General features: G+C 73.7%; 12 protein-coding genes. 9 read left to right on the top strand and 3 right to left on the bottom strand.

What is annotated here, in order from left to right; genetic code table 11:
* Positions 1-166: 166 nt before the first annotated feature.
* Both HIR71_RS08590 and HIR71_RS08585 read left to right on the top strand, forming a co-directional pair.
* Complete coding sequence (locus HIR71_RS08590; RefSeq protein WP_311836187.1) at positions 167-343, top strand: GNAT family N-acetyltransferase; 177 nt, start codon at positions 167-169, stop codon at positions 341-343.
* A 120-nt stretch (positions 344-463) separates the two neighbouring features.
* Positions 464-1,726, top strand: coding sequence for an amidohydrolase (locus tag HIR71_RS08585; protein ID WP_311836186.1), 1,263 nt, complete (start codon positions 464-466; stop codon positions 1,724-1,726).
* An 89-nt stretch (positions 1,727-1,815) separates the two neighbouring features.
* Here the strand turns inward: HIR71_RS08585 and HIR71_RS08580 are convergent, their stop codons facing one another.
* The 3 genes from HIR71_RS08580 to HIR71_RS08570 form a co-directional block, all read right to left on the bottom strand.
* A complete protein-coding gene (locus HIR71_RS08580) occupies positions 1,816-3,384 on the bottom strand; it encodes an HNH endonuclease signature motif containing protein (RefSeq protein WP_169324641.1) in 1,569 nt (522 codons plus the stop codon).
* 300 nt (positions 3,385-3,684) lie between these two features.
* The gene (locus HIR71_RS08575) at positions 3,685-5,121 is read right to left on the bottom strand and encodes an MDR family MFS transporter (RefSeq protein WP_311836185.1); all 1,437 of its coding nucleotides are present in this window, start codon (positions 5,119-5,121) and stop codon (positions 3,685-3,687) included.
* 172 nt (positions 5,122-5,293) lie between these two features.
* A complete protein-coding gene (locus HIR71_RS08570; RefSeq protein WP_211373957.1) occupies positions 5,294-6,037 on the bottom strand; it encodes a hypothetical protein in 744 nt (247 codons plus the stop codon).
* Positions 6,038-6,234: 197 nt separating this feature from the next.
* Here HIR71_RS08570 and HIR71_RS17445 point away from each other — a divergent pair, with 197 nt between their 5' ends.
* The 7 genes from HIR71_RS17445 (at position 6,235) to brxD (ending at position 24,860) form a co-directional block, all read left to right on the top strand.
* Positions 6,235-6,978: a hypothetical protein gene (locus tag HIR71_RS17445; RefSeq protein ID WP_169324639.1), complete on the top strand. Its 744-nt coding sequence runs from the start codon at positions 6,235-6,237 to the stop codon at positions 6,976-6,978.
* Positions 6,979-7,125: 147 nt separating this feature from the next.
* Complete coding sequence (locus tag HIR71_RS08560; RefSeq protein ID WP_169324638.1) at positions 7,126-9,177, top strand: GGDEF domain-containing protein; 2,052 nt, start codon at positions 7,126-7,128, stop codon at positions 9,175-9,177.
* A 139-nt stretch (positions 9,178-9,316) separates the two neighbouring features.
* A complete protein-coding gene (pglW, locus tag HIR71_RS08555) occupies positions 9,317-13,519 on the top strand; it encodes a BREX system serine/threonine kinase PglW (RefSeq protein ID WP_169324637.1) in 4,203 nt (1,400 codons plus the stop codon).
* Positions 13,516-17,100 (top strand): BREX-2 system adenine-specific DNA-methyltransferase PglX, encoded by a 3,585-nt coding sequence (gene pglX / locus HIR71_RS08550; protein ID WP_169324636.1) that lies wholly within the window; start codon positions 13,516-13,518, stop codon positions 17,098-17,100. The genes pglW and pglX overlap by 4 nt, the downstream gene beginning before the upstream one ends.
* Before the next feature lie 2 nt (positions 17,101-17,102).
* Positions 17,103-20,771 carry a BREX-2 system ATPase PglY family protein gene (locus tag HIR71_RS08545; RefSeq protein ID WP_169324635.1) on the top strand — a complete coding sequence of 1,223 codons (3,669 nt, stop codon included), beginning with the start codon at positions 17,103-17,105 and terminating at the stop codon, positions 20,769-20,771.
* Positions 20,768-23,524 carry a BREX-2 system phosphatase PglZ gene (gene pglZ / locus HIR71_RS08540; RefSeq protein ID WP_169324634.1) on the top strand — a complete coding sequence of 919 codons (2,757 nt, stop codon included), beginning with the start codon at positions 20,768-20,770 and terminating at the stop codon, positions 23,522-23,524. Before HIR71_RS08545 ends, pglZ begins: the two co-directional genes overlap by 4 nt.
* On the top strand, positions 23,517-24,860 hold the full coding sequence (brxD, locus tag HIR71_RS08535; RefSeq protein WP_211373956.1) for a BREX system ATP-binding protein BrxD: 1,344 nt from the start codon (positions 23,517-23,519) through the stop codon (positions 24,858-24,860). The genes pglZ and brxD overlap by 8 nt, the downstream gene beginning before the upstream one ends.
* The last annotated feature ends 2 nt before the right edge of the window (positions 24,861-24,862 follow it).

The raw sequence follows: 24,862 nt of genomic DNA, 5'->3' as shown, positions 1-24,862 counted from the left end.
CGCTCGAACCCTCCTCGCACCACGAGGATGTCCCCATGGACCCCATGGACCCCATGGACCGCACGGACTACGAGCTCGACGACGACCCGACCCGCCTCGACCTCGACGCCGTCTGGGCCTTCCTCTCGACCGAGGCGTCGCCGTCGCCTACCTCGCCGACGTCTACGTGCGCGCGGAGCACCGCGGCCAGGGTCTCGCGAAGCTGCTGGTGGCGACCATGGTCGACGACGGCCCCGGCGCCCACTTCCGCTGGATCCTCTTCACGCAGGACGCGCACGGCCTGTACGAGGCGTTCGGGTTCGCTGCGCCCGACGAGACGGCCATGGTGCGGCCGGCGCGATAGCCGGCGACGACGGGCGACCGGACCTGCCGCCGAGACCCCGCGACGGCACACTGGCAGCGGGCGCCGAACGCCCGACCTCACCCGATCCCACCCGATCCCACCCGACCGTGAGGAGCCACCGTGGCCACGTCTGCCGTCGCTTCAGCCGTGCTCGCCGGGCTCGACCGCATCCGCGCGGCGCAGGAGGACCTGTACCGCAACCTCCACCAGCACCCCGAGCTGTCCCATCAGGAGCACCGCACCGCGGCGGCGGTCGTCGGGCAGCTCGAGCAGGCCGGGCTCGAGGTCCACACCGGGGTCGGGGGGACCGGCGTCGTCGGCGTGCTGCGGAACGGCGACGGGCCCACGGTGCTGCTCCGGGCCGACATGGACGCGCTGCCGGTCCGGGAGGCGACCGGCCTGCCCTACGCCAGCACCGACGCCGCGACGGACCTCGACGGCGTCGAGGTGCCCGTGATGCACGCGTGCGGCCACGACGTGCACGTCGCCTGCCTGGTGGGGGCGGTCCAGCTGCTCGCCGGTCGTCCCGACGCCTGGAGGGGGACGGTGGTCGCCCTGTTCCAGCCGGCCGAGGAGACCGGCGACGGCGCTCGCGGCATGGTCGACGACGGCCTCGCCGGGTTGGTCGCCGGCGTCGACGTCGCGCTGGCCCAGCACGTGCTGGCGTTCCCGGCCGGCCTGGTCGGCACCCGCGCGGGCCCGGTCCTCTCCGCAGCGGACAGCGTGCGCATCACGGTGCACGGCCGCGGCGCGCACGGGTCGATGCCGCACGCGGCGGTCGACCCGGTGGTGCTCGCGGCGATGATCGTCGTCCGCCTGCAGACCGTCGTCGCGCGCGAGGTCCCGCCCACCGAGACCGCGGTGCTGACGGTCGGCAGCATCCAGGCCGGGACCAAGAGCAACGTGATCCCGGACTCCGCACAGCTGCTGCTCAACCTGCGCACCTACGACGACGCCACCCGCACGACGATGCTGGACGCGATTCGGCGCATCGTCACGGCGGAGTGCCAGGCGTCCGGATCGCCCCGCGACCCCGAGCTCGAGCTGTTCGACCGGTTCCCGCTGACCGACAACGACCCGGCGACGACCGCCACGGTGGCCGCGGCGTTCACCGCCTCGTTCGCGGAGCGTGCCGTCAGCCTCCCGCGGCAGTCGGCGAGCGAGGACTTCAGCGACCTCCCGACCGCCTTGGGTGTCCCGTACACGTACTGGGGCATCGGCGGTGTGGACCCCGAGTCGTACCTCCGCGCAGAGCAGGCGGGCCGGGTCGCGCAGGACATCCCGGTCAACCACTCCGCCGCCTTCGCGCCCGTGCTCCAGCCCACGCTGGACACCGGCACGCAGGCGCTGGTCGTCGCCGCGCTGGCGTGGCTCGCGCGCTGACTGGCCCCACGCGGGTGGTGTCGCCTCATGCCGTCTGGCCCGACGAAAGAGCAGCGTCGAGTCCGACGAACCGGTACGCCCTGCCTTCCTCATGCGCTCGCGACGAGGAACGTGGGCACGGTCATCCCCGTGACAGGGTCGGTGATCGGTGTGAAGTCCAGCTCGCCGACGCCTGGCGGCGGGCTGCCGCGTGACGCGTCGCCGACGGGGGGCGGCTCGCCGTCACGTCGCGGCGGGGCAGCGAGGCGGCGGCCGGCGGAGTCGTGGAACTCGTAGTGGACCCGCGCCATGGTGCCGTGGTCGCGCGTGGATGCCGTCCGCCCCATGGTCGCCTGCGCGCCGCGACGGGTGATGGTCAGGTCGCGACGGTGGACCTCGTGGTGATGGAAGCTGCACAGGAGCACACCGTTGTCGACGGAGGTGGGTCCGTCGTCGCGGTCCCACCACGTGATGTGGTGGACCTGGCACCAACGGGCGTGGGCGCCGCACTGGGGCCAGGCGCACTCACGGTCCCGGGCGATCACGGCGCGGCGCTGGATCCCGGTGAAGACCCGCTCGCTCCGGCCGAGGTCGAGGGGAGCGCCGGCGGCGTCGATGACGATGCGAGTGAGCTCGCAGTCGCACAGCGCGGCGGCCAGCTCGCTCACCGGCACGGGAGCTCCGTCCTCCAGGGTCGCCGGCAGGTAGCTCGAGGAGTCGCGACTGCTCGGGTGGCCGTCGTGGCGTCCGGAAACGCCGGCGTCTTCCGCGGGAGCGTCGCCCGACCCGAGAGCGCGTCGTCGACGGTCGCGCTCCGCGCGTGCGGCGAGCCAGGTGGTCTCGGTCAGGATCAGGGAGACGTGCGGCGGGACGTGCGCGCCCGGCTTGCTGTCCTTGAGCGTGAGGATGCGCTCGGCGACGGTGTCGAGAGCGTCGGCGCGGCGCTGCCCGGGGTCGCGGTCGTCGTCCGCGGCGGGTCGGGCGGTGACGGCCTCCAGGGCAAGCGTCAGCCGGTGCCCGGCCATCGAGTCGAGCCGGCCCTTGACGAGGGTGCCGTGCGGGGTGTGGGTCACGTGCAGGTACCGCTCGGCGCGCTGGGCCTGGTGGTCGCGTTCCAGGCCGGCGGGGTCGACAGTGGCGGCCCAGCGCGCGGCGGTGGTCGCGAACGTGCCGGCATCGAGGTGCTCGGCCAGCTCCAGGAGGTGCGCCTGACCGGCCGGGGAACGGGTGGCGTCCCGCTGGGCCGGGGTGCCCGCGCCGGCCACCTTGGCGATCGTGGTCGCGTGCTCGAGGCTGATGCGCCCGGCGGTGACCGCCGCGACCACCGCGGGTACCGCGTCGAGCTGCTCGGCCTGACGCACCTGCGCCTGCGCCGACCGCTGACCGGCGCGCGACGTCCGTCCGCGCCAGGCCTCGAACGACCGGTCCCCGGACCCCCGCCACGACTCCGACTGCCGCTCGGCCACCAGCACCGCGGCACGGACGGCGGCCAGCCCGTCGATCGCCCGATCGAGCTGCTCGAGAACCTCCCGCCGCTCACCGGCGGACCAGCCGGCCGCTGTGCCGGACTCCGCCGCGAGCCGAACCACCACCGCCCCCACGGACCGCGCATGCGCCACGGCGGTCGAATGGCCCACGGCGGGCGCAGGACCAGCCACGATCACCTCTCCCGTGGGCATCGCACCTGCCGCCTCCGCGATCGTCGTTCGAACGTATGTTCGAATAGTAGCAATTCGGACAGGCGTACCGCAAGCACCTGCGCCTGCCGACTCCCGGGGCCTGCCGACTCCCGGGGCCCGCCGACTCCGCGGGGCCCGCCGACTCCGCGTGGCACGCCGACTCCGCGTGGCCCCGCCGACTCCCGCGTGGCCCGCCGACTCCCGCGGGCGCCGCCGCAGCTCGACGCTCCGTCCCGACCCCCGACGTCGTCCGACGGAGGAAGAGCGAGGTCCAACCGAAGCCGGACACCCACTGCCCACCTACGCTCCGGCGTCGTCCACTGTCGCTGCGTCGACCGCGGGACCCCGCGGCATCGACCTCGCCGCCAGCACGACGCCGACCGCCACGACGGCGACGGCGACCAGCACCCACGTCACCGAGGTGGCGAACAGCGCAGGGTCGTCCCGGGGGTCCCGCCCGTCGAGCACCCCGTTGACGAGCGCACCGAGCACCGCGACCCCGACGGCGCTGCCCATGGACCGGGCGAAGAGGTTCGTCCCGGTGACGACTCCGCGCTCACCCCACCCCACGCTCGACTGGGCGGCGATGAGACTCGGCGACGCGACCCAGCCCATGCCGAACCCGACCAGGAAGCAGCTCGCACCCAGGGCGAGCACCGACGGCGACCGCGACACGAAGGCAAGCAGCACGGCACCGAGGACGATGAGCGACGCGCCGATCAGCGCGGTGCTCCGGAACCCGATGCGCAGGTAGAGGCGGCCCGACTGCGACGCGGCGATCGGCCAGCCGAGGCTGAGCGCGGCCAGCGTGAGCCCCGCCGTCAGCGGTGACGCATCGAGCCGGATCTCGACGAACGTCGGCACGTACGACGTGAGCCCGAGCAGCACCACCCCGACCCCCACCGCGACCAGCGACGTGCTGCGCAGCAGCGGGCGGGACAGCACCCACAGGGGCAGCACCGGCTCCTCGGCCCGGCGCTCGACCAGCACGAAGGCGACCAGCAGCACGAGCCCGAGCGCGAAGGCGCCGACGCCGACGGGAGACGTCCACGCCCACGCGTGCCCGCCCTCGAGCAGCGCCAGGAGCAGCAGGCTGACCCCGAGCGTCAGCAGCGCGCCGCCGAGCCAGTCGATGCGGTGCCGGGTGCGCTCGACGGTCTCGTCGAGGTGCCGCACGAGCAGCGCGCCCGCGAGCACGCACAGCGGCACGTTGACGAGGAAGATCCAGTGCCACGTCGCGAACTCGGAGATCACGCCGCCGAGCGTCGGACCGACGACGGCGGAGACTCCCCACACGCTCGCGAGGTACCCCTGGACCTTGGCGCGCTCGGCGAGCGTGTAGATGTCGCCCGCGATGGTGATCGCGATCGGCTGGACCGCACCCGCGCCGAGTCCCTGGACCGCGCGGAACGCGATGAGGGCGGGCATGCTCCACGCGAGCGCGCACAGCACCGAGCCGATCATGAAGATCGCGATCCCGGTCAGGATGACCGGCTTGCGGCCGAGGGTGTCGGCGAGCTTCGAGTAGATCGGGACGGACACCGCCTGCATGAGCAGGTAGATCGAGAACAGCCAGGGGAACTGCGCGAAGCCGCCGAGGTCACCGACGATCGTCGGCACGGCGGTGGCCAGGATCGTGGCGTCGATCGCGATGAGGCCCGAGGTCACCATCAGGGCGACGAGGATCGGGCCGCGCTCGGACCGGAAGCCGACGGCGGCGGTGGGCGCGTCGGTCACCGGGCGGGCCGCGCGGTGGTGCGGGTCATGGGGGACATCGTCGGTCGGATGGCCCGGGGGCGCATCGTGGTGGTCGCCTATCCGGCCCGGGCAGCGAACCGGTCCCAGCGCCACCGCTCGGCCGGAAGCATGAATCCTGATGGACCGCGGGCGGCGGACGCTCACCCGCCCGTCACACCCCGACCTGCGCCGCCCGCCCCAGCAGGTCGATCGCCGACGCCCGCAACCGGCCCACCATCCCACCGAGCTCCCGCTCGGCCGCCGCGCCCACGTCGTCGACCCCGCCCGCCGCCAGCCCGCCCGACTCCATCACGCGCCACACCGCGAGCCGGGCCGCGTCCGACGTCGCCCGCGCGCCGAGGTCGAGCAGCACGCGCAGCTGGGGCGACGCCGGCATCGCCGGCGAGAGCGGCTCGCCGCCCATGGCCACCGGCGACCCGGCGGCGCGCGTCAGGTCCCGCCCCACCCGGTCCGCGACGTACCAGGCGTCCAGCAGCTGCCGGTCGTACAGGGAGGTCTGCAGGACCATCGACGCCCGGGTCGCCCCGAGGGCGACCGAGCGCATCACCGCACGGGCAGCGAGCACGTCGTCGGCGTCGGTCAGCGGCCTCAGCTCCCGGAGCGCGCGCGTCTCGCCCGAGAGGCCCGCGACGTCGAGCCACGCCGCGGTGAAGACCCACACGCTCCAGTCCGCGCGCAGCAGCCCACGCTCGACGTCCAGGCCGTCACCCACGGTCGCCTCGAGATCGGGGAGCAGCTCGACGACCCGGTGCCGCTCGTCCGGTCGGAGCACACCGTGGACCGCGACGACGAGGCCCCACAGCTCCGGGGCGAGACGCTCGAGGACGGGAGTGAGCGGCCCATCGGCGGCCGGTGCGCGCGTCAGCACACCCGCATGCGCCGCTCTTGCCACCACGGCGACACCCCTTACTGCGCGCGAGCCCGAACCGCGATCCTCTCGCGCGAATGCTCCTGATTCCTCCTGTACGTCCGTTTGCCTCCGATCGGGTGACGTCGCACGCCGGCCGCGCGCCGGCCACCGCACGCCCGAAGCCTCAGGTCCGGCCGCGTGTGGACGATGAGCACGGACACATCGCGGGGAGGAGGGCGGACGTGGACGGCATCGCGGCCATCGGGAATCGCATCGCCACCATCCAGGCGACCCTCGACGGCCTTCGCGCGGCCCCCCTCGCGGCCCCGACCGCCCCGGCCGCCCCGGCCGCCCCGACCACCGCGGCACGCGCCGGCACCTCGCTCGGCACGACGACGTCGTCGGGCACCGCGAGCCAGTTCGCCTCCGCGCTCGCGGCCGAGGTCACGGCGCAGGCTGGCGGCCTCGCGCCGGCCGGCCTCGCGCAAGGCGGCCTCGCGCCGGCCGGCCCCGCCGCGGGCGCGGTCGCAGCGGCAGCCGCGGTCGGTCCGCTCACGACCCGCACCGGGACCGCGTTCACGCAGGCCCAGGTCGACAACGCCGCCGCGGTCGTCGGCGCGGGCCAGGCCCTGGGCCTCTCGCTGCGCGACCAGGCGATCGGCGTCATGACGGCGCTCGGGGAGTCGTCGCTGCGCGTCCTCGACCGCGGCGACAAGGCCGGTCCCGACAGCCGCGGGCTCTTCCAGCAGCGGGACAACGGCGCGTGGGGCAGCCTCGCCGAGCGCATGGACCCGACCGCGAGCGCGACGAGCTTCTTCCGCGCCCTCGCGCGGGTCGGCGCCCGCGAGACGATGAGCCCGACGCTCGCCGCCCACGCCGTCCAGCGCAACGCCGACCCGCAGCACTACGCGCGGTACTGGGGCGACGCCGTCGACCTCACCTCGCGCCTCACCGGCACGGACCGCGCGGCGATCGCCGGCCGCTGAACCGCTCACGAGCGCAACTTCACCCGCGTCCGCGCGCGCTGACTGGGCGGACCGCCGCTCACGCTGGACCACCCTGTGCCGATAGGCACGACGGATGGGCCGCGTCCGGGCACCGGTCCGGTTCGATCCGACGGCCACGGAGGACGCATGAGACGCGAGACGAGGGACGTGAGCCGCAACGCGACCCTGGTCGTCCGTCGCGCCTCGACCGGGACCCTCCTCTCCGCGGTGATGATCCTGGGCTATCTCGCATCCACCTGGGGTGACCCGAACCGGCCCCTGATGGTGGTCGGCGTGGTGGTGCTCCTCGTCGCGGCGGCACTGACGCTGTGGGGGGTCGGGCAGCCGCGGGCCCGGCCCGTCGTCGTCCAGGTCGGCCCGGTCCTCGCCGTCCTCACGCTCGCCCTCTACGCGCTGCTCGCCTATCTCGACGGCGGCGTCGCGAGCCCGCTCGGCGTCGTCCCCTACGCGGGCATGACGCTCATGGCCATCGTCGTGAGCCGGCACTGGCTCCAGGTGTACGTGCTGTGGACCGTGCTGCTCTACGTGATCGTCGCGGTGCTCGGCGGGCCCGCGCCCCCGGGGCATGCGGCCGTCTTCACCGTCGCCTTCGTCATGTTGGCGACCGTCTGCTTCCGGCATGCCCAGGCCCTGCGGTCGCTCCGTAGGCGCCTCGCGGTGATGGCCGACGTCGACCCCCTCACCGGGTGCCTCAACCGCGGCGCCTTCGACCGCCGTCTCGACCAGGAGCTCGCCCGGGCCGCGCGCACGGGTCAGCCGGTGACGCTCGTGCTGCTCGACCTCGACGGGTTCAAGGGCGTCAACGACGCCCACGGCCACGGCGTGGGCGACGCGGTGCTGCGCTGGACCGGCACGACCCTGCGCGACGCCGTGCGCTCCCACGACGTGGTCGGCCGGATCGGCGGGGACGAGTTCGCGGTCGTCCTCACCGGCAGCACGCACAGTCCGGCGACCGTCACCGAGCGGCTCCGCGAGCTGCTCGCGACGCAGTCGCCCGCGAGCGTCGGCTACGCGACCGCGCCGTCGGGGGGCGGTGACGCCGAGACGCTGCGGCGTCGCGCCGATGAGCGCCTGTACGCCGACAAGGTGCTGCGCGGCCGGGCGGGCCACGTCCGCAGGCCCGCCCCGACGGTTCCGCGCACCGGTACCACCGAGCTCGTGGTCTCGCGGTTCGAGCGTCGCCGCCACGCGGTCACGCAGACCGGGTGGCTCAGCGCCTTCTGCTTCCTGGTCGGGGCGTTCTACGCCGTGCTCGCCGAACGCGCTGCGGTGGTCCCGCTGCTGGTGCTGAGCATCGTGGGGGTGGGCCTCGGCCTGGGCGCGGTGCTCACGGCGGACTGGCTCGCACGCTCGGCGCGGACGCGCCGGTACCTCGCTGTCTTCACCGCGCTCGCGACCGGGACGGGCGCGCTCTACATCGTGCTCGACGGCGGGATCGAGTCGTCCGCGTCGCTCGGCATGCTCGCCACGATCCCGCTCGTCGCGCTCAGCGCGCCCCGCCGGTCAGCGATCCCGATCATCGGCACGATGGCGGGGGCCTACCTCGTCATCGCGCTGGTCCAGGGGGTGTCCGATCCGTGGCGACCGGCCGTCACGATGCTCGCGTTCCTCAGCCTCGCGTTCGCGTGCGGGCTGCACGGTCGGGACGCCGCGGTCCAGCGCCGTCGTCTCACCGAGCTGTCGCGGCACGACGCCCTCACCGGCACGCTCAACCGCCGCGGCTTCGACGACGAGCTCGCCGCCGCGCTCTCCCGGGTCGACCGGCTGCCGGCGCCCCTGTCGCTGCTGGTGCTCGACCTCGACGGGTTCAAGGCGGTCAACGACACCCACGGCCATGCGGCCGGTGACGACCTGCTGCGGTGGGTGGGCGAGCAGCTCCGCGCGACCGTCCGCGCCGGGGACAGCGTCGGCCGGCTGGGCGGGGACGAGTTCGCCGTCCTGCTCGTGGACTGCGGGGCCGACGACGCCGCGCTGCTGGCCGAGCGCCTCCAGGCCCTGCTGGGCGAGCGCACGCGGTGCAGCACGGGCACCGCGACGCTGGGCCGGGACGGCGGTGACCCGGAGGCGCTGTACCTGCGCGCGGACCAGCAGCTGTACGCGGCGAAGCGTCAGCGGCAGGCGCTCGGTGAGACGGCTGGCCGCGGGCCCGTCACGGTCGAGTGGGCTCCGCTGGGCTGATGGGGCTCCGGACCACCTCGACGCTCCCGTCGGGCGCACCGCCGAGGGGGAAGCCGATGACCTGGCATGATCGCACCAGCGCCGGAGCGACCCGATCGGCCGGCATCGGCCGGAGTGAGCAGCAACGGAGCGAGCAGCGGTGAAGTCGACGTCCCACCAGTGGAAGAAGCTCGGCGAGCCCGCTTCCACCGACGAGGCGCTTGCGCTCGACGCCATCCGCGCCCTGCTGCCCGACGACGCCGTCACGCACGCGTGGACGAACCTCACCTTCGTGGACCTCGACGGCCGCACGGCCGAGGTCGACCTGCTGCTCATGTCGAAGGTCGGCTTCTTCGTCGTCGAGCTCAAGGGGTGGCACGGCCGGGTCGCGGGCGACCAGCAGAACTGGCGCCACACCCAGCCCAACGGGCACGTGCGCAACGAGCGGAACCCCCTCTTCGCCACGGACGGCAAGGCCAAGCGCCTGCGCAGCCTGCTCGAGCGCATGGCCCCCAACGAGCAGGTCCGGCGGACCGTCCCGTTCGTGGAGCCGCTCGTCGTGCTGCACGGCAAGGGTTCTACCGTGGAGCTGGACCAGACAGCCCAGGCGAGCGTCGTCGCGCTCGACGGGTACGGCGTCACGGGGCTGACGCGATCCCTCAGCGACGTGCTCGACACCCCACCCACCAACGCCCAGCGCGTCATCGACGGTCCGCGCGCGACGAAGATCCGCACCCTGCTCGACCACCACGCGGGCTTCCGTCCGACGCCCAAGAACCGCTACATCGGCGACTACTCGCTGGACAAGGCGGACCCGCTCGACGACGGCCCCGCCTGGCAGGACCTGCTCGCGGCCCACCCCGCCGCGCCGGCGGTCAAGCGCCGGATCAGGCTCTTCGACCTCAAGCCGGGCGCCTCGGCGGAGGCCCGCGCCGAGATCGAGCGGGCGGCCAGGCGTGAGTTCCTGTTCACCCAGGGCATCCAGCACAGCGGGATCGCGTGCCCGAAGGAGCTCGTCGAGTCGGGTCTCGGCCCCGCGCTCATCTACGACCACTCGGACTCCGAGGTCCCGCTCGACGCCTACCTCGCGGACGCGGGCGCCACGCTCGGCCTGGGCGACCGGCTCGACCTCGTCCGCCGGCTCGCGGACATCCTGCGCTACGCGCACCAGCGCCGGCTGGTCCACCGCGCGCTGACCCCGCGCCAGGTCTACGTGAACACGGCGGCGAAGCCGCCCGAGCTCGTGGTCCGCGACTGGCAGAGCGGTCGTCGCAACCCGGCGGCATCGAGCGCAGCCGGAGGCGGCGCCCCGCAGTCGGCGACGTCGTTCGGCACGGCCGACGTCCGTGGCCTGATCGCTCAACGTGACTGGGTCTACCTCGCGCCGGAGACCCACCGCGGCGCCGACGACCTCCCGCCCATCCCGCTCGACGTCTACGGCCTCGGCGCGCTGAGCTACCTCGTGCTCACCGGTGAGCCGCCCGCCGCGACCCTCGCCGAGCTCCAGCAGCGGCTCGACGCCGACGGCGCCCTCGACCCTCAGCTCGCCGATCCCGCGCTCGACGACGTCGTCGCCGACCTCGTCCGCCGCGCCACCACCCGGGTCGAGGCGGACCGCATCGCGAGCGTGGAGGAGTTCCTCGCCGGCCTCGACGACGTCGAGGACGCGCTCACGTCCCCGGACCAGGACGCCCCGGTCGACGAGCGGCCGCGCGCTCAGGACCCGCTCGAGGCCCGCCGCGGCGACACCATCGCCGACCGCTTCATCGTGCGCGAGGAGCGGGGCCAGGGCTCGACCGGCGTCGCGCTCCTGGTCGAGGACACCGAGCCGGTCCGCGAAGGGGTGATCCTCAAGATCGCCCGGGACGACTCCGCCGCCCGCCGCCTGGCGGAGGAGGCGGCCGTCCTCGCCCAGCTCGAGCACCCCCGGCTCGTGCGGTTGCTCGCACCGCCCCTCGACGTCGACGGCCGCACGGCGCTGCTGCTCTCCGACGCGGGCAAGGAGACGCTCGCCACCCGGATCAAGGACCGCGGACGCGCCACGCTCCAGGAGCTCGAGCGGTTCGGCGCCGACCTGATGGAAGCCGTCGCGTACCTCGACTCGCGGGGGTTCTTCCACCGCGACATCAAGCCGGCCAACCTCGGCATCCAGGCCGACCCCGGCACCCGCAGGCCGCGCCTGGTGCTCTTCGACTTCTCCCTCGCGCGCGAACCGCTGGAGAACCTCGGCTCGGGGACGCGCGGCTACCTGGACCCGTACATCGCCGTCTCCCGGTCGTCCAGGGGACGCGCCCGCCGTCGCTACGACCGGGCGGCCGAGCTCTACGCCGTCGCCGCCACGCTGTTCGAGATGGCCGCCACCGACCTACCGTGGTGGGTCGACGGCGAGCTCGCGCCCGCGTCGATGACGGATCGCGTCGTCATCACCCCGGAGATGTTCGAGGCCTCCGTCGCGGCGCCGCTCTCGGGGTTCTTCGCCCAGGCGCTCGCCCCCGACGTCGCGGACCGGTTCGCCGACGTCGCGGCGATGGCGCAGGCCTGGCACCGGCTCTTCGCGGCGATCGACTCCCCCTCGGACGAGCTGGACGACGCCGCCCGGGACGCCGCCGCCGAGGCGGCCACCCTGGGCACGGCGCTGACGGAGTCGGGTCTCTCGGCACGCGCCCTGTCCGCCCTGAGCCGCGTCCCCGCCCAGACCGTCGGTGACCTGCTGCGCACCTCGCCGATGCAGATCAACGCGATCGCGGGCATGGGCGAGCAGCACCGCAAGGAGATCCAGCGCCGCATCCGTCGGTGGCGGTCCCGGCTGCTCGCCGTGGCGACGACGACGGACCACGCCGAGCCCGTCGGGGCCGACCGCAGCGTCGAGACGTTCCTCGCCCGGCTCCTGCCGAGGAGCACGTCCGCCGACCGCGCGGAGGTCGACGCGCTCCGCGCCCTGCTGGGGATGACCGACGACGGCGACGCGGCGGTCCTGGGGTCGAACCTGTGGCCCAGCGCGGCCGAGGTCGCCGCGGCCACGGGCCGGACCCGCGCCGACGTGACGGACGCGCTCGAGAAGGCCGCCGGCCGGTGGCAGCGGTCGAGCGTGGTGCGCGAGGTGCGCGCGGAGGTCGACGCCGCCCTCGCCGCGGAGGAAGGCGTCGCGGCGCTGCCCGAGCTCGCCGGGGCGGTGCTGCTGCGGCACGGGTCGACGGCGGAGGGGTCGGTCCGGCTCCGCAGGGCCGCCGGTCTGGTGCGGGCGGTGGTGGAGTCCGACCGGCAGTCGAAGGAGCCGGGTCTGGCCTTCCGGCGGGTCCCGGGCGGCGCCGTGGTCGTCGCGACCGCGCCGGGCGGCGACGTGGCCGCCGCGGAGGCGCTCCTCGACGACGCGGCGACCCTGGCGGCGACGGCGGCGGCACTGACGGCAGAGCGCGCCGTCGTCCCTGCGTCTGTCGCCCGAGCCGCGCTGCGCAGCCAGCCGCTCCTGCGCGCCGAGCTGTCCGACGACCGGGTGCTGCGCCTCGCCGCCGCGAGCGCGGGGTCGGTGCAGCTCTCGAGCTTCCACGAGCTCTACCGCCCGGACCTGGACCTCACCGAGGCGGCCGCGGTCGCGCTGCGGGGTGCGGCGGTGACGGTGCTCACCGAGGCGGGCGTGCGCAAGCGCGTGGGCCACCGCTTCCCGGCGCTGCCCGCGCTCCCGCCCAGGCCCGCGCTGGACCAGGTCGTCACGGCGGCGGTCCCCGGCATGCGCTGGGAGGGTGACCACTACGAGCGCACGTCGCACGGCTCGTCGCGCCTGTCCACGACCTCGCGCACGCACGTCCCGGCCGAGGCGCCCGACGTCGCGGACAGCCTGCTGCGGTCCTCGCTGCGCCGGAGCTCGGCCCTGACCCTGTGCGTCCCGCCGCGCAGCTACGAGCGCGCGACGTCGACGCTGGCCCACCTCTACGGCGTCCAGCCGGTCGACGTCGCCGCCGAGCTGCTGACGGCGGTGCGCGCGCTCGCGGGCCGCGACGGCGTCGACTGGCAGCTCGTGCTCCGGACCGACGCCGAGCCCGGGTCGGGGGGCGACTGGGACAACCTCGTCGGCCTCGTCACGGACGCGATGGCCGAGCCGTGGAAGCGGCTCGTGGCCACGCCCCGACCGCTGCTCCTGCTCAACGCCGCGCCGCTGACCCGCTACGGCATGACCGCCCTGGTCTCCGACCTGCTCGACCAGTCGCAGCCCCGGCCGGCGGCCCGCTGGCTGCTCGTGCCGCGGCACGGTCGCCAGCCGTTCCCGATGCTCGACAGCCGGCCCGTGCCCCTCGGCGCGGACCGCTGGATCGACCTGCCCGAGGACCTGTCCGCACTTCGTCCCGCCCCTGGAGTCCCCGCGTGATCGTCTCGTCCGCCCTGCTCGCCGATCTCAAGCGTCAGCTCGCCGCCCTCGAGGGCGACCTGCGCGCGCAGTCCGAGGACCCCGAGGTGGAGTGGTCGCGGGCGCTGCGGTCCGAGCACGCGCGGGCCACCGCGCGCGGCCGGACGGCGCTGACGTGGTCGGTGTGGCGGGACGGTGAGGTGGCGCAGGCCGCGGTGGCGTGGATCCTCGCGTCGACGTTCGTGCGGTTCTGCGAGGACAACCACCTGCTCGACGGGCATCCGACGGCGGGCGGCTCGCCCGTGTGGATCGCCGGTCCGGGTGAGCGCACCGCGCAGGCGGTCGAGAACCAGCAGGCGCACTACGAGAAGCACCCGACGGACAACTCCCGCGACTGGCTGCACCTCGCGTTCCGCGCGCTGGCCGACCTGCCCGCGGGCCGGGGCCTGGTGGACCCCGGGCACAACCCGGTGTGGCGGGCGCTGATCAGCGACTCCGCGGCCGACGCGCTCGTGGCGTTCTGGCGTCGCCGGCACGACGACGGCGCCCTGGTCCACGACTTCACCGACCCCGACCTGGGCACCCGGTTCCTCGGCGACCTCTACCAGGACCTCTCCGAGCACGCGAAGAAGACGTACGCGCTCTTGCAGACGCCGGTGTTCGTGGAGGAGTTCATCCTCGACCGCACGCTGACCCCGGCGATCGAGGAGTTCGGGCTGGGAGGGCTCAAGCTCATCGACCCCACGTGTGGGTCGGGGCACTTCCTGCTGGGCGCGTTCGCGCGGCTCGACGAGGCGTGGCGGGCGCACGCACCGAACCTGAGCTCGCGGGAGCGCGTGCAGAGGGCGCTCGACTCGATCCACGGGGTGGACCTCAACCCGTTCGCCGTGGCGATCGCCCGGTTCCGGTTGACGGTCGCTGCGCTCAAGGCCAGCGGGGACGCGACGCTGACGGCGGCTCCGGCGTTCGACTACTACCTAGCCGTGGGTGACTCGCTGCTCGGTGAGCAGGGCGTCCAGCAGGAGCTCGGCCTCCTGGCCGACGACGACGACGAACCGTTCGCGTACGCCGCCGAGGACCTCTCGGAGTACGCCGGGATCCTCACGCCGGGCCGGTACCACGTGGTGGTCGGCAACCCGCCGTACATCACCGTCAAGGACCCGGCGCTCTCCGAGGCGTATCGGAAGGCGTACGCGACCTGTCACCGGCAGTACGCGCTCTCTGTCCCTTTCATGGAGCTGTTCTTCCGGCTCGCCAAGCGCGAGGGAGCCGACGGCGGCGCCGGACACGTCGGTCAGATCACGTCGAACTCGTTCATGAAGCGCGAGTTTGGCACCAAGGTGATCGAGCGCCTCCTTTCCGGGGACGACCTCGGCAATCCGGTCGACCTCACCGCAGTGATCGACACGTCCGGCGCCTATATTCCTGGCCACGGAACACCGACCGTCATCCTCGTCGGACGGCGCAGGCGCGCAAGCGGCAACTCAATCAAGGCGGTTCTGGGAGTTCGGGGTGAGCCGGGCCAGCCAACCGATCCGGGGCTTGGACTCGTGTGGTCTGAAATCACCGGTCACATCGATGACGAGGCTCACGACGGGAAATTCGTCACGGTGACACGGCTCGACCGAGATCTCCTCAGGAACCACCCGTGGTCGCTTTCGGGCGGCAGTGCGGCCGAAGTCCTGGCGGAGATATCTCGTACATCGAGGATTCTCGGTGATCTAGACGTCGAGATCGGTAGGACGACTCACACCGGGTTAGATGAGGCCTTCTATCGTGACCGCCGCTTCGGCCAGCGCCGCGGAGTTCACGAGCTAGTTCCTGTCGTCTTGGGCGACGAGGTTCGTGACTTCGCGCTTTCAAGCGAGACAGCCACTCTCTTTCCCTACGCGGACGGCGGGGAGCCAAGGGAGCCGAGCTCGGAGTTTCTACGCGAGCTGTGGCCAATGCGGACGGCTCTCAAGCAGCGAGTCGACTTCGGCCACACGCCTGAGCAGCGGGGGCTGCGTTGGTTCGACCATAGTATGTTTTTTCCGGCCAGATATCGGCGACCGATGTCGATTGCGTTCCCGTTTGTAGCGACGCACAACCATTTCGTGCTTGACCGGGGCGGAAAGGTATTCAAGCAGACCGCTCCGGCTATCAAGTTGCAGGTCGGCGCTACAGAAGATGACCATCTCGGTTTGCTTTCCATTCTCAACACCAGCACCGCCTGCTTTTGGCTCAAGCAGGTGTCTCAAAATCGGGGAGACTCAACAGATACCTCCGGCGCGCGCGTCACTGGCGATCCGGCGTTTGATACGTATGAGTTCACAGGCACCAAGTTGCAGCAGTTCCCACTTCCGTCCGCACTACCGATTGCCAGGGGACGGAGGCTGGAGGAGCTCGCAGTGCGTGCCGCGGGCCGCGCTCCCGGAAGTTTCGTCGAACGTCACGGAATTGGAGACAGACTCGACACACTCGGGGATGCTCGGACTGCTTGGCGGCATACACGTGAGCGCATGATCTACGAACAGGAAGAGTTGGACTGGAACGCCTACCGCCTCTACGGGTTGGTCGACGACGACCTCACTTATCCCGGCGCCCTCGACACACTCCGCTTCGGTGAGCGAGCCTTCGAGATTGCGCTAGCCCGCGCCATGGAGGCCGGTACGGACGAGACAGTCTGGTTCGAGCGACATGGCTCAACTCCTATCACCGACTTTCCGGCGCAGTGGCCCGCCGACTACCGCGACGTCGTCAAGCGTCGGCTCGCGGCGATCGAGTCGAACCCGCACATCCGGTTGCTGGAACGTCCGGAGTACAAGCGACGGTGGGCGACCGCGTCGTGGGAGTCGCAGCTGACCGACGCGTTGCGCACCCTCGCGCTCGACCGGCTGGAGTCGGCCGACCTGTGGCGCGACCCGCAGGGCGCCTCGACCCTGTCCGTCGCGCAGCTGGCTGACAAGACACGCGACGACGACGTGCTGCGGGCGGTCCTGACGCGGCTCACAGGCTCGGCGCAGTACGACGCCGTCCAGACCCTCACGGCCCTGGTCAAGGACGAGGCGGTGCCGTACCTCGCGGCGTACCGGCTCAAGGACAGCGGCATGACGAAGTTCCGCGAGTGGCAGCAGGTGTGGGACCTGCAGCGCCGCGAGGACGCCGGCGAGCGCGTCACCATCCCGGTCCCGCCGAAGTACGCGCAGGCCGACTTCCGCTCGACCGCCGCCTGGCGCGCCCGCGGGAAGCTCGACGTGCCCAAGGAGCGGTTCATCTCCTACCCGGGCGTCGGGCGCAGCGGTGACACCTCGCCCGTGCTCGGGTGGGCCGGCTGGAACCACGCGGACCAGGCGCTCGCGTTGGCCCGCGCCGTCGGGCAGGCGAAGGAGCAGGGTGCCGAGACCGACGCCCTCACGCCGCTGCTCGCGGGGCTCGCCGAGCTGGAGCCGTGGCTGCACCAGTGGCACGCCGACCCCGACCCGGCCCGCGGCGGCAGCCCCGCCGCGGCGATCACCGGGATGCTCGACCACGAGCTGCAGGCCCTCGGGCTCACCCGCACCGACCTCGACGCGTGGCGGCCTGCATCGGCCACCCGCGGACGCACGCCACGGAAGGCCTGACCATGCTGCTGCGCGACGTCTTCACCATCCCCGAGAAGGTCGACTCCTCGGACTTCGTGCTCCAGCTCGAGCCCGGCGTCGCCGCCGCCGAGCGGACCCTGGGCGACTACGTCGTCACCGACGCGCTCGCCACAGCGATCGACGACGCGCTCGGGCTCGTGCAGCGCACGGTCGAGGCGGGGACCAGCAAGGGCGCGTTCGTGCACGGCTCGTTCGGGTCGGGCAAGAGCCACTTCATGGCCGTCCTCCACCTGCTGCTCACAGGCAACACCACGGCCCGGGCGATGCCGGGGCTCCAGCACGTCGTCGCGCAGCGCGAGGCGGTCCTCAACACCCGGCTGCTCGCCGTCGACTACCACCTGCTCGGCGCGGAGAGCTTCGAGAGCGCGCTCTTCGAGGGCTACCAGCGCGCGATCACCCGGTTGCACCCGGACGCCGAGCCGCCGGTGCTCCACCAGTCCGGCGGGCTGCTCGCGGACGCCGCCGGCCTGCGCGCCGAGGTGGGCGACGAGCGGTTCTTCGCCGGGCTCAACGAGAGCTCCGGCGTCTCGTCCGGGTGGGGCGCTCGCAACGAGGCGTGGGGCGCCGCGACCTACGAGGCTGCGGCGCAGGCCCCGGTCGGCGACGCGCGCCGGGCCAAGCTGGTCAACGCGCTCGTCACCAAGTACTTCGCGAGCTACCGCCGGTCCGGCGAGTGGCTGGACATCGAGACCGGCCTGCGGGCCATGACGCAGCACGCCGCGGACCTGGGGTACGACGGCGTCGTCCTGTTCCTCGACGAGCTGGTGCTCTGGCTCGCGCAGCACCTCTCCGACACGCACTTCATCCAGAACGAGACCTCCAAGGTCGCGCGGCTCGTCGAGACCGGCATGAGCAGCCTCCCGGTGCCGCTCGTCTCGTTCGTCGCCCGCCAGCGCGACCTCAAGGACTTCCTCGGCGGGGACGCCGTCGGGGCCGAGCAGGCGGCGATCGGGCAGAGCTTCACCTGGTGGGAGGAGCGGTTCGAGCGCATCGAGCTCGCCGCCGCGGACCTGCCGCAGATCGTCCAGCGACGCCTGCTCACCCCCGTGAGCCCCGAGGCCAAGCAGGCGCTGGCGGACGCCGTCGCGCGCGTGCGGTCCGACTCGGCCGCCTGGGGCTACCTGCTCACCGACGAGAACCGCTCCGGCGGCACGGAGTTCGAGCTCACCTACCCGTTCTCGCCCGCCCTCGTCGACGCGATGATCGCGCTCTCGGCGCTCATGCAGCGCGAACGCACCGCGCTGCGGATCATGGGCGAGCTGTTGAGCGCCGGTCGCGACGAGCTGCGGGTCACCGACGTGATCCCGGTCGGCGACCTGTTCGACGTCGTCGTGCGTGGCGGGCGTGACCCGCTCACCGCCGAGATGAAGCAGCACTTCGCCAACGCCCGGGTGTTCTACGAGCACCGGATGCGCCCGTACCTGCTCGCGAAGCACGGGCTGACCGAGGACAGCGCCCGCACCCTCCCGCGGGACCACCCGTTCCGCACCGAGGACCGCCTCGCGACGACGCTGCTGGTCGCGTTCCTCGCGCCCGGGGCGCCGTCGCTGCGGAACCTCACCTACGCCAAGCTCGCCGCGCTCAACTACGGCACCATCCAGACGTTCGTCCCCGGCCAGCAGGCCCAGCGGGTCATGGCCCTGGTCAAGGAGTGGGCGGCCGAGTTCATCGAGGTACACATCGGGGAGGGCGCCGACCCGGTGGTCAGCCTGAGCCTCACCGGGGTGAACTACGACCTGCTGCTCGAGTCCGTCCAGCACGAGGACACCGAGGCGAACCGGCGCAAGCTCATCCGGGAGATGCTCACCGACGAGCTGGGGATCACCGCCCAGGGCGGGCTGCTGGCCGAGCGCACGCTGTCCGTGGTGTGGCGCGGCTCGCGGCGCGAGGTCGACGTCGTGTTCGGCAACGTGCGCGACGCGTCGGAGCTGCCCGACGAGGTGCTCAAGGCTCCGACGGGCCGGTGGAAGGTCGTCATCGACTTCCCGTTCGACGCCGGCGACCACACGCCGCAGGAGGACCTCAACCGCCTCGCCCGCCTGCGCGAGAGCGGGTGGGAGAGCGCCACGCTCGTGTGGCTGCCGTACTTCCTCACCCCGGCGCGCATGGCGGAGATCGGCAAGCTCTACCAGCTCGACTACCTCCTGACCGGGGAGCGGTTCGAGCAGAGCGCCCGGCAGCTCAACCCCGGTGACCGCGAGCCGGCGCGGATCGCGTTGGACAACAACCGGCGCAGCCTGCGCGCCAAGGTGCTGGACGTGCTGCGGCAGGCGTACGGCGTCGTCGCGCCCGTCGCTGAGAACGTCGACGCCCAGATCCACGCGAGCGAGGTCTTCACGACGCTGCTGCCGTCCGTCTCCATCCAGCCGTCCGTCGTGGCGTCGCTGCGCGCCGCGCTCGAGTCGGCGCTGCGGCAGGGGCTCGACGCGCAGCACCCCGACCACCCGACGTTCGACTCGGTCGACACCGAGGTGAAGCGCGGCGACCTCACCACGGTGCTCGAGCTCGCTCGTCGGGCGATCGAGGCCGGCGGGCGGCTCGACCAGATCGAGCGGGCCAAGGCCGCGGTGCTCCGCAGGGTCGCGGTCCCGCTGCGCGTCGGGGAGGCGCGCGAGTCCGTCTACGCGCTCTCGGCCGAGTCGTTCGGCTGGCTCAGCGACTTCACGCGGTGGGCGGTCGACACGGGAGTGGACGGCGAGGTCAGGATCGGCGACCTCCGCGCCCGGCTCCAGCCGTACGGCATGGTGAACGACGTCGAGGACCTGCTGGTCCTCGTGTGGTCGGCGCTCGAGGACCGCGAGTGGGTGCGCGGCGGGACGCGGGTCACCGCGCCGAGCGTGGGTGCGGTCACCGGCGACATGGTGCTGCGCCCGGCGCGCCTGCCCGACCAGACCGAGTGGGCGCAGGCCACCCGCGCCGCGGCGGCGTTGTTCGGAGCCGCTGCGCAGCCGCGTCGGAGCGCCGCCGGCGCGGCCCGGTTGGCCGCCGAGGTGCGGGCCGCCGTGAGCCGCCTGCGCGAGCCCGCGACGCGCCTGGTGGACGAGCTGGAGCGGCACGCCCGGGTGCTGCGGCTCGACACGACGGCGACGGGGCGCCTGGCGACGGCACGGCGCGGCGCGAGCCTGCTCGACGCGCTCGGCCGCGAGAACGACGACACCGTGCTGCTGCAGGTGCTCGCCCGCGCCGACGTGCCCCAGGAGCCGCAGGCGCTGGCGAAGTCGATGAGCTCGGCCGCGGACGTGCGCGCCGGGCTCGCCGGGACGGACTGGGACCTCATCGGTTCCGCCCGCCGGCTGCCGGACGGCGTGGGCGACGCGATCCTCACCGACCTCGCCGCCGTGGCGGCCCAGGAGGAGCTGCACGCCCCGCTGGCGCCCGCGCTGCGGGCGGCGTCGAAGGCTGTCCGGGAGGCGCTGCTCGACCGGACGCCGGGGGTCGTGACGCCGCTTTCGTCGGACGTGCCGCCGGTAAACCCGGCGCCGGTGAACCCGCCGCCGGTGGAGCCGGTCGCTGCGCCGGTCACCGTCGACGAGATCACGCTCGACGTCGACCGCGACAACCCGCAGCTCGGCGAGCTCACCGCGCGGATCGCCGAGAGCGTCCGCGCGCACCCGGGCAAGCGGCTGCGCGTCACGTGGTGGTTCGAGTGACCGACCGCGTCCCCCAGGCGTCGGTCGCCCTGGTCACCGAGCGCGCCAAGAAGCTCGTCGCCGACGGCGGCGCCAAGGTGCTCGTCCTCCGGGCGCGGCCGCGCTGGACGGGGCCGCCCGAGATCACCGTCGGCACCGCCCGCGTCCTGGTGCGCCCGGCCGTCTCCCAGCTGGCCGCGCTCGACGCGATCTCGGAGCGCAAGCCCGACGACTTCCTGGTCCTCCTGAGCGACCGCACCGAGCAGGAGATCGGCGACGCCGTGCTGGTGCGCGCCGAGCGGCACCGGGTCGAGCTCCTCGACGAGTGGTCCGCGATCCCGGGCCTGTTCGGCGCGCGCGCCCTCGACCCGGCGCTCCGGGCAGCCGGGAGGTGGGTGCCCGTCGCCCTGCTCGAGCACCAGCCGCCGGAGGGGTGGCCGCAGGTCTCGTCCGGCGTCGTCGGCGCCGACCACGCGTTGGGCAACCTGCTCGGGGTCCTCCTGCGTCGACCACTCCCGGTCGAGCTCGACCTCGTGGCGCTGCTCGCCGCGCTCGAGGTCCCGGCGGGCCGCGCCTCGTGGACGCAGGCGCCCGACCCCCTCCGGTCGGGGCTCACGACGTGGGCGGGCAAGGCGTTCGGCCGTGCCGCGGCCATGGCACTGGCCGCCGCGGCACGCGGGCCGGTGTCCGTCGTCGCGATCGGCCTGGCTCTGGACGTGCTGTGGCCGGAGGCGAGCAGCGCCGTCGTCGGGCCGGAGCAGGGGCCCGCGCGCGGCCGGATCGAGAGCCGCATCGACGACAAGCCGGTCTCGCCGACCGCCGCCCGCGAGCTCGCGCGCGCGGCGCGCACGCTCCTGGTCCGCATGGACGCCACCGACTCGACCGCCGTCCCGTCCGTGCTGGCCCAGGCGGAGGCGCTGCTCGGCGACGTCGGCTGGTCCGCCGGCGCCGAGTGGTCGTCGGTGCTGCCCGCCGGCCTGCGCGCTCGCTTCCGGGCGCTCGCGGAAGCCCTCACCGCGCCGAACGTGGCTGCCCTCACGGCCGACCTGCCGCGCATCGAAGGGCGCCTGACCGAGATCGTCCAGCACGAGCGCGCCGGGGCGAGGGACTCCGCCGTGGTGGCCGCCCGCATGGTCGTCCGGCTCGTGCGGTGGCTCGCCGCGCAGCCCGACCGCGACCAGCCCGCGGACCTGGGGGCTGCCCTGCGCCGGTACGCCGACGACGGGGCCTGGGTCGACCGCGCGGCCGCCGCCGTCTGGAACGGGTCGTCCGACGAGCTCGTGGGCACGGCCTACCGGTCTGTGTTGGATCACGTCCACCTCGCCCGCGGCACCCAGGACCGGGACGCCGCCGCGCTGCTGGCCGATGCCACCGCGCGGGACGAGTCGCCGGACGGTGTCGCGCTGATCGAGTCGGTGCTGGGCGACGTGGTGTGGCCGGTCGCGTCCGCGCTCCGGCCGCTGGTGATCCTGCTGGACGGGATGAGCGCGCCGGTGGCCGTCGAGCTCGCCGAGGCGATCACGACCGAGGCGGTCCGGGTCGCAGGCTGGCGCGAGCTGGTGCCCGAGGGGAGCGGACGCCGTCTCCCCGTCCTCGCCGCCCTCCCGACGCTCACGAGGTACTCGCGCACGGCCTTCTTCACCGGTGCGCTGCGCGAGGGGAACCAGAGCACCGAGAAGCAGGCGGTCCGGGCGCGCTTCGGCGCACCCCTGTTCCACAAGGACGACCTGCGCGCCCCGGCCGGCGAGGTCCTCCCGGCGTCGGTGCGGTCCGTCATCGACGACCCCGAGCTGCGCATGGTCGCCGTCGTCCTCAACACGATCGACGACGCCCTGGACAAGCAGGACCCGGGCGGGACGCGGTGGGGCGTCGACGACGTCCAGCACCTGCACGCGCTGCTGGACGCAGCGGCGCTGGCGGGCCGCGCCGTCGTGCTGACCTCCGATCACGGCCACGTCGTCGAGCGCGGGAGCGAGGCGCGGCCCACGCCGGGCGCCGATGCCCGATGGCGGCCCACGTCCAGCGGACCGCCCACGGCGGGCGAGGTCGTGGTGCGCGGACGGCGCGTGGTGCCCGGAGAGGTGGTGCTGCCGTGGCGCGAGGACCTGCGCTACGCGAGCCTCCGCTCGGGCTACCACGGCGGAGCCAGCCTCGCGGAGATCACCGTGCCGTTCCTGCTGCTGAGCCGCTCCGGCGGGCCGGCGCCTCGCGGCTGGCGCGAGGCGGTGCCGCAGGCGCCGGCCTGGTGGAACGAGGCCCAGCGCGTGGAGTCGACCGGCGGGCGGCGAGCGCGCCGGACCGCGCAGGCCGGTGGCAGCGTGATCGACCTGGCGTACGCGGGTGCGTCGACGGCGCCGCCCCCGACGCGGGCGGACGAGGGGCCGCAGGGCGTGCTCGACTTCGCCGTCCCAAACCCGGAGGCGCAGTCCGGCACCGGGCCGACCGGGACCGGTCACGGCCTCATCGGCCGGCTCGCGGAGAGCGAGATCTACGCGTCGCAGCGGCGACGGGCGGGGCGGCACCCGCTCAAGCACGACCAGGTGGACTCCGCGCTGACGGTGCTGCTCGACCGCGGCGGCCGCGCCCACCGCGACACGGTGGCGGCGGCCCTCGGAGTCTCGGCCGGGTCGTTCGGGGTGGCGCTCGCCGCGCTGACGCGGTTGCTGAACGTCGAGGGATACGCGGTCGTCTCGATGGACGCGGACGGCGAGACCGTCCGGCTCGACGAGCGGCTCCTCCGTGAGCAGTTCGAGCTGGGTGCCGGTCGTGGCTGACGTCAGCGCGCGCCGCCGCCGCGACATCGTCGATGCCCTGCGGCGGGGGACGGTCCCCCAGCACGGGCTCGACGTCATGGCCGTCGGCCTGGCCAGGTTCGAGGCGGCCATCGACGGCGAGCTGGACGCCGCCGCGGCAGGCGGGTCGGGGTTCAAGGCCGTGCGGGGGGAGTACGGCGCCGGCAAGACGTTCTACGCCCGGTGGCTCGTCGAGCGGGCCAAGAAGCGGGGCTTCGCCGCCGCCGAGGTGCAGATCTCCGAGACCGAGACGCCGCTCCACCGCCTCGAGACGGTGTACCGGCGGATCGTGGAGAACCTGGCGACCTCGGAGGCCGCCCCCAGCGCCCTGCGCGAGATCGTCGACGGGTGGTTCCACGTCCTGGAGGAGGACGTGATCGCGTCGGGGCTCGATCGCGGCGACGAGAGCGCCGTCCAACGTGGCGCCGCCGCGCTCCTCGACCGTCGGCTCGACACGGTGAGCCGCTCGGCGCCCGCCTTCGCCACCGCGCTGCGTGGCTACCGGCGCGCAGTCCTGAGCGGCGACGTCGACCAGGCCGAGGGCCTCATCGGCTGGCTCGGCGGGCAGCCGCACGTGGCGGCGTCCGTGCGCCGGTCCGCCGGCGTCCGTGGCGAGCTCGACCACTTCGGGGCGCTCGGCTTCCTCCAGGGCCTGCTCACCGTGCTCCGCGACTCCGACTACCACGGGATGGTCGTCGTCCTCGACGAGGTCGAGACCCTCCAGCGCGTGCGCTCCGACGTCCGCGAGAAGTCGCTGAACGCGCTGAGGCAGCTGGTCGACGAGATCGACTCCGGCCGCTTCCCCGGCCTGTACCTCGTGATCACCGGGACTCCGGCGTTCTACGACGGCCAGCAGGGGATGCAGCGCCTTCCGCCGCTCGCCCAGCGGCTCGCGGTCGACTTCTCGGTGGACGCCGCCTTCGACAACCCGCGGGCCCCGCAGATCCGGTTGCCCGGGTTCTCGCTCGCCTCGCTCGTGGAGCTCGGATCACGGGTGCGGGACATCTACGTCACGGGAGCCGACGCCCCGGAGCGCGTGCGGGCCCAGATCGACGACGCGTACGTCGCGGACTTCGCCGTCACGGTCGCGGGCCGGCTCGGCGACAAGGTCGGCGTCGCCCCGCGGCTGTTCCTGAAGAAGCTGATCGACGTGATGGACCGCGTCGACCAGTTCGACGCCTTCGACCCCCGGCGCGACTACTCGCTCACGGTCGCGTCGTCCGAGCTCACCGACACCGAGCGCGAGGCGAGCCACCGGGGCGACCTTCGCGCGCCGGCCGCGCCGGTCGGGGTCGACGACATCGAGCTCGACGTCTAGTG

Source organism: Cellulomonas fimi, from assembly GCF_012952065.1.
Classification (GTDB): domain Bacteria; phylum Actinomycetota; class Actinomycetes; order Actinomycetales; family Cellulomonadaceae; genus Pengzhenrongella; species Pengzhenrongella fimi_A.
Note: the sequence above shows the minus strand (reverse complement) of the source record. Positions and strands in the feature narration are given on the sequence as shown.

Coding starts and splice junctions, on each gene's coding strand:
- HIR71_RS08560 (WP_169324638.1), top strand. CDS start 7,126: ATGAGACGCGAGACGAGGGACGTGAGCCGCAACGCGACCCTGGTCGTC.
- HIR71_RS08545 (WP_169324635.1), top strand. CDS start 17,103: ATGCTGCTGCGCGACGTCTTCACCATCCCCGAGAAGGTCGACTCCTCG.
- HIR71_RS08580 (WP_169324641.1), bottom strand. CDS start 3,384: ATGCCCACGGGAGAGGTGATCGTGGCTGGTCCTGCGCCCGCCGTGGGC.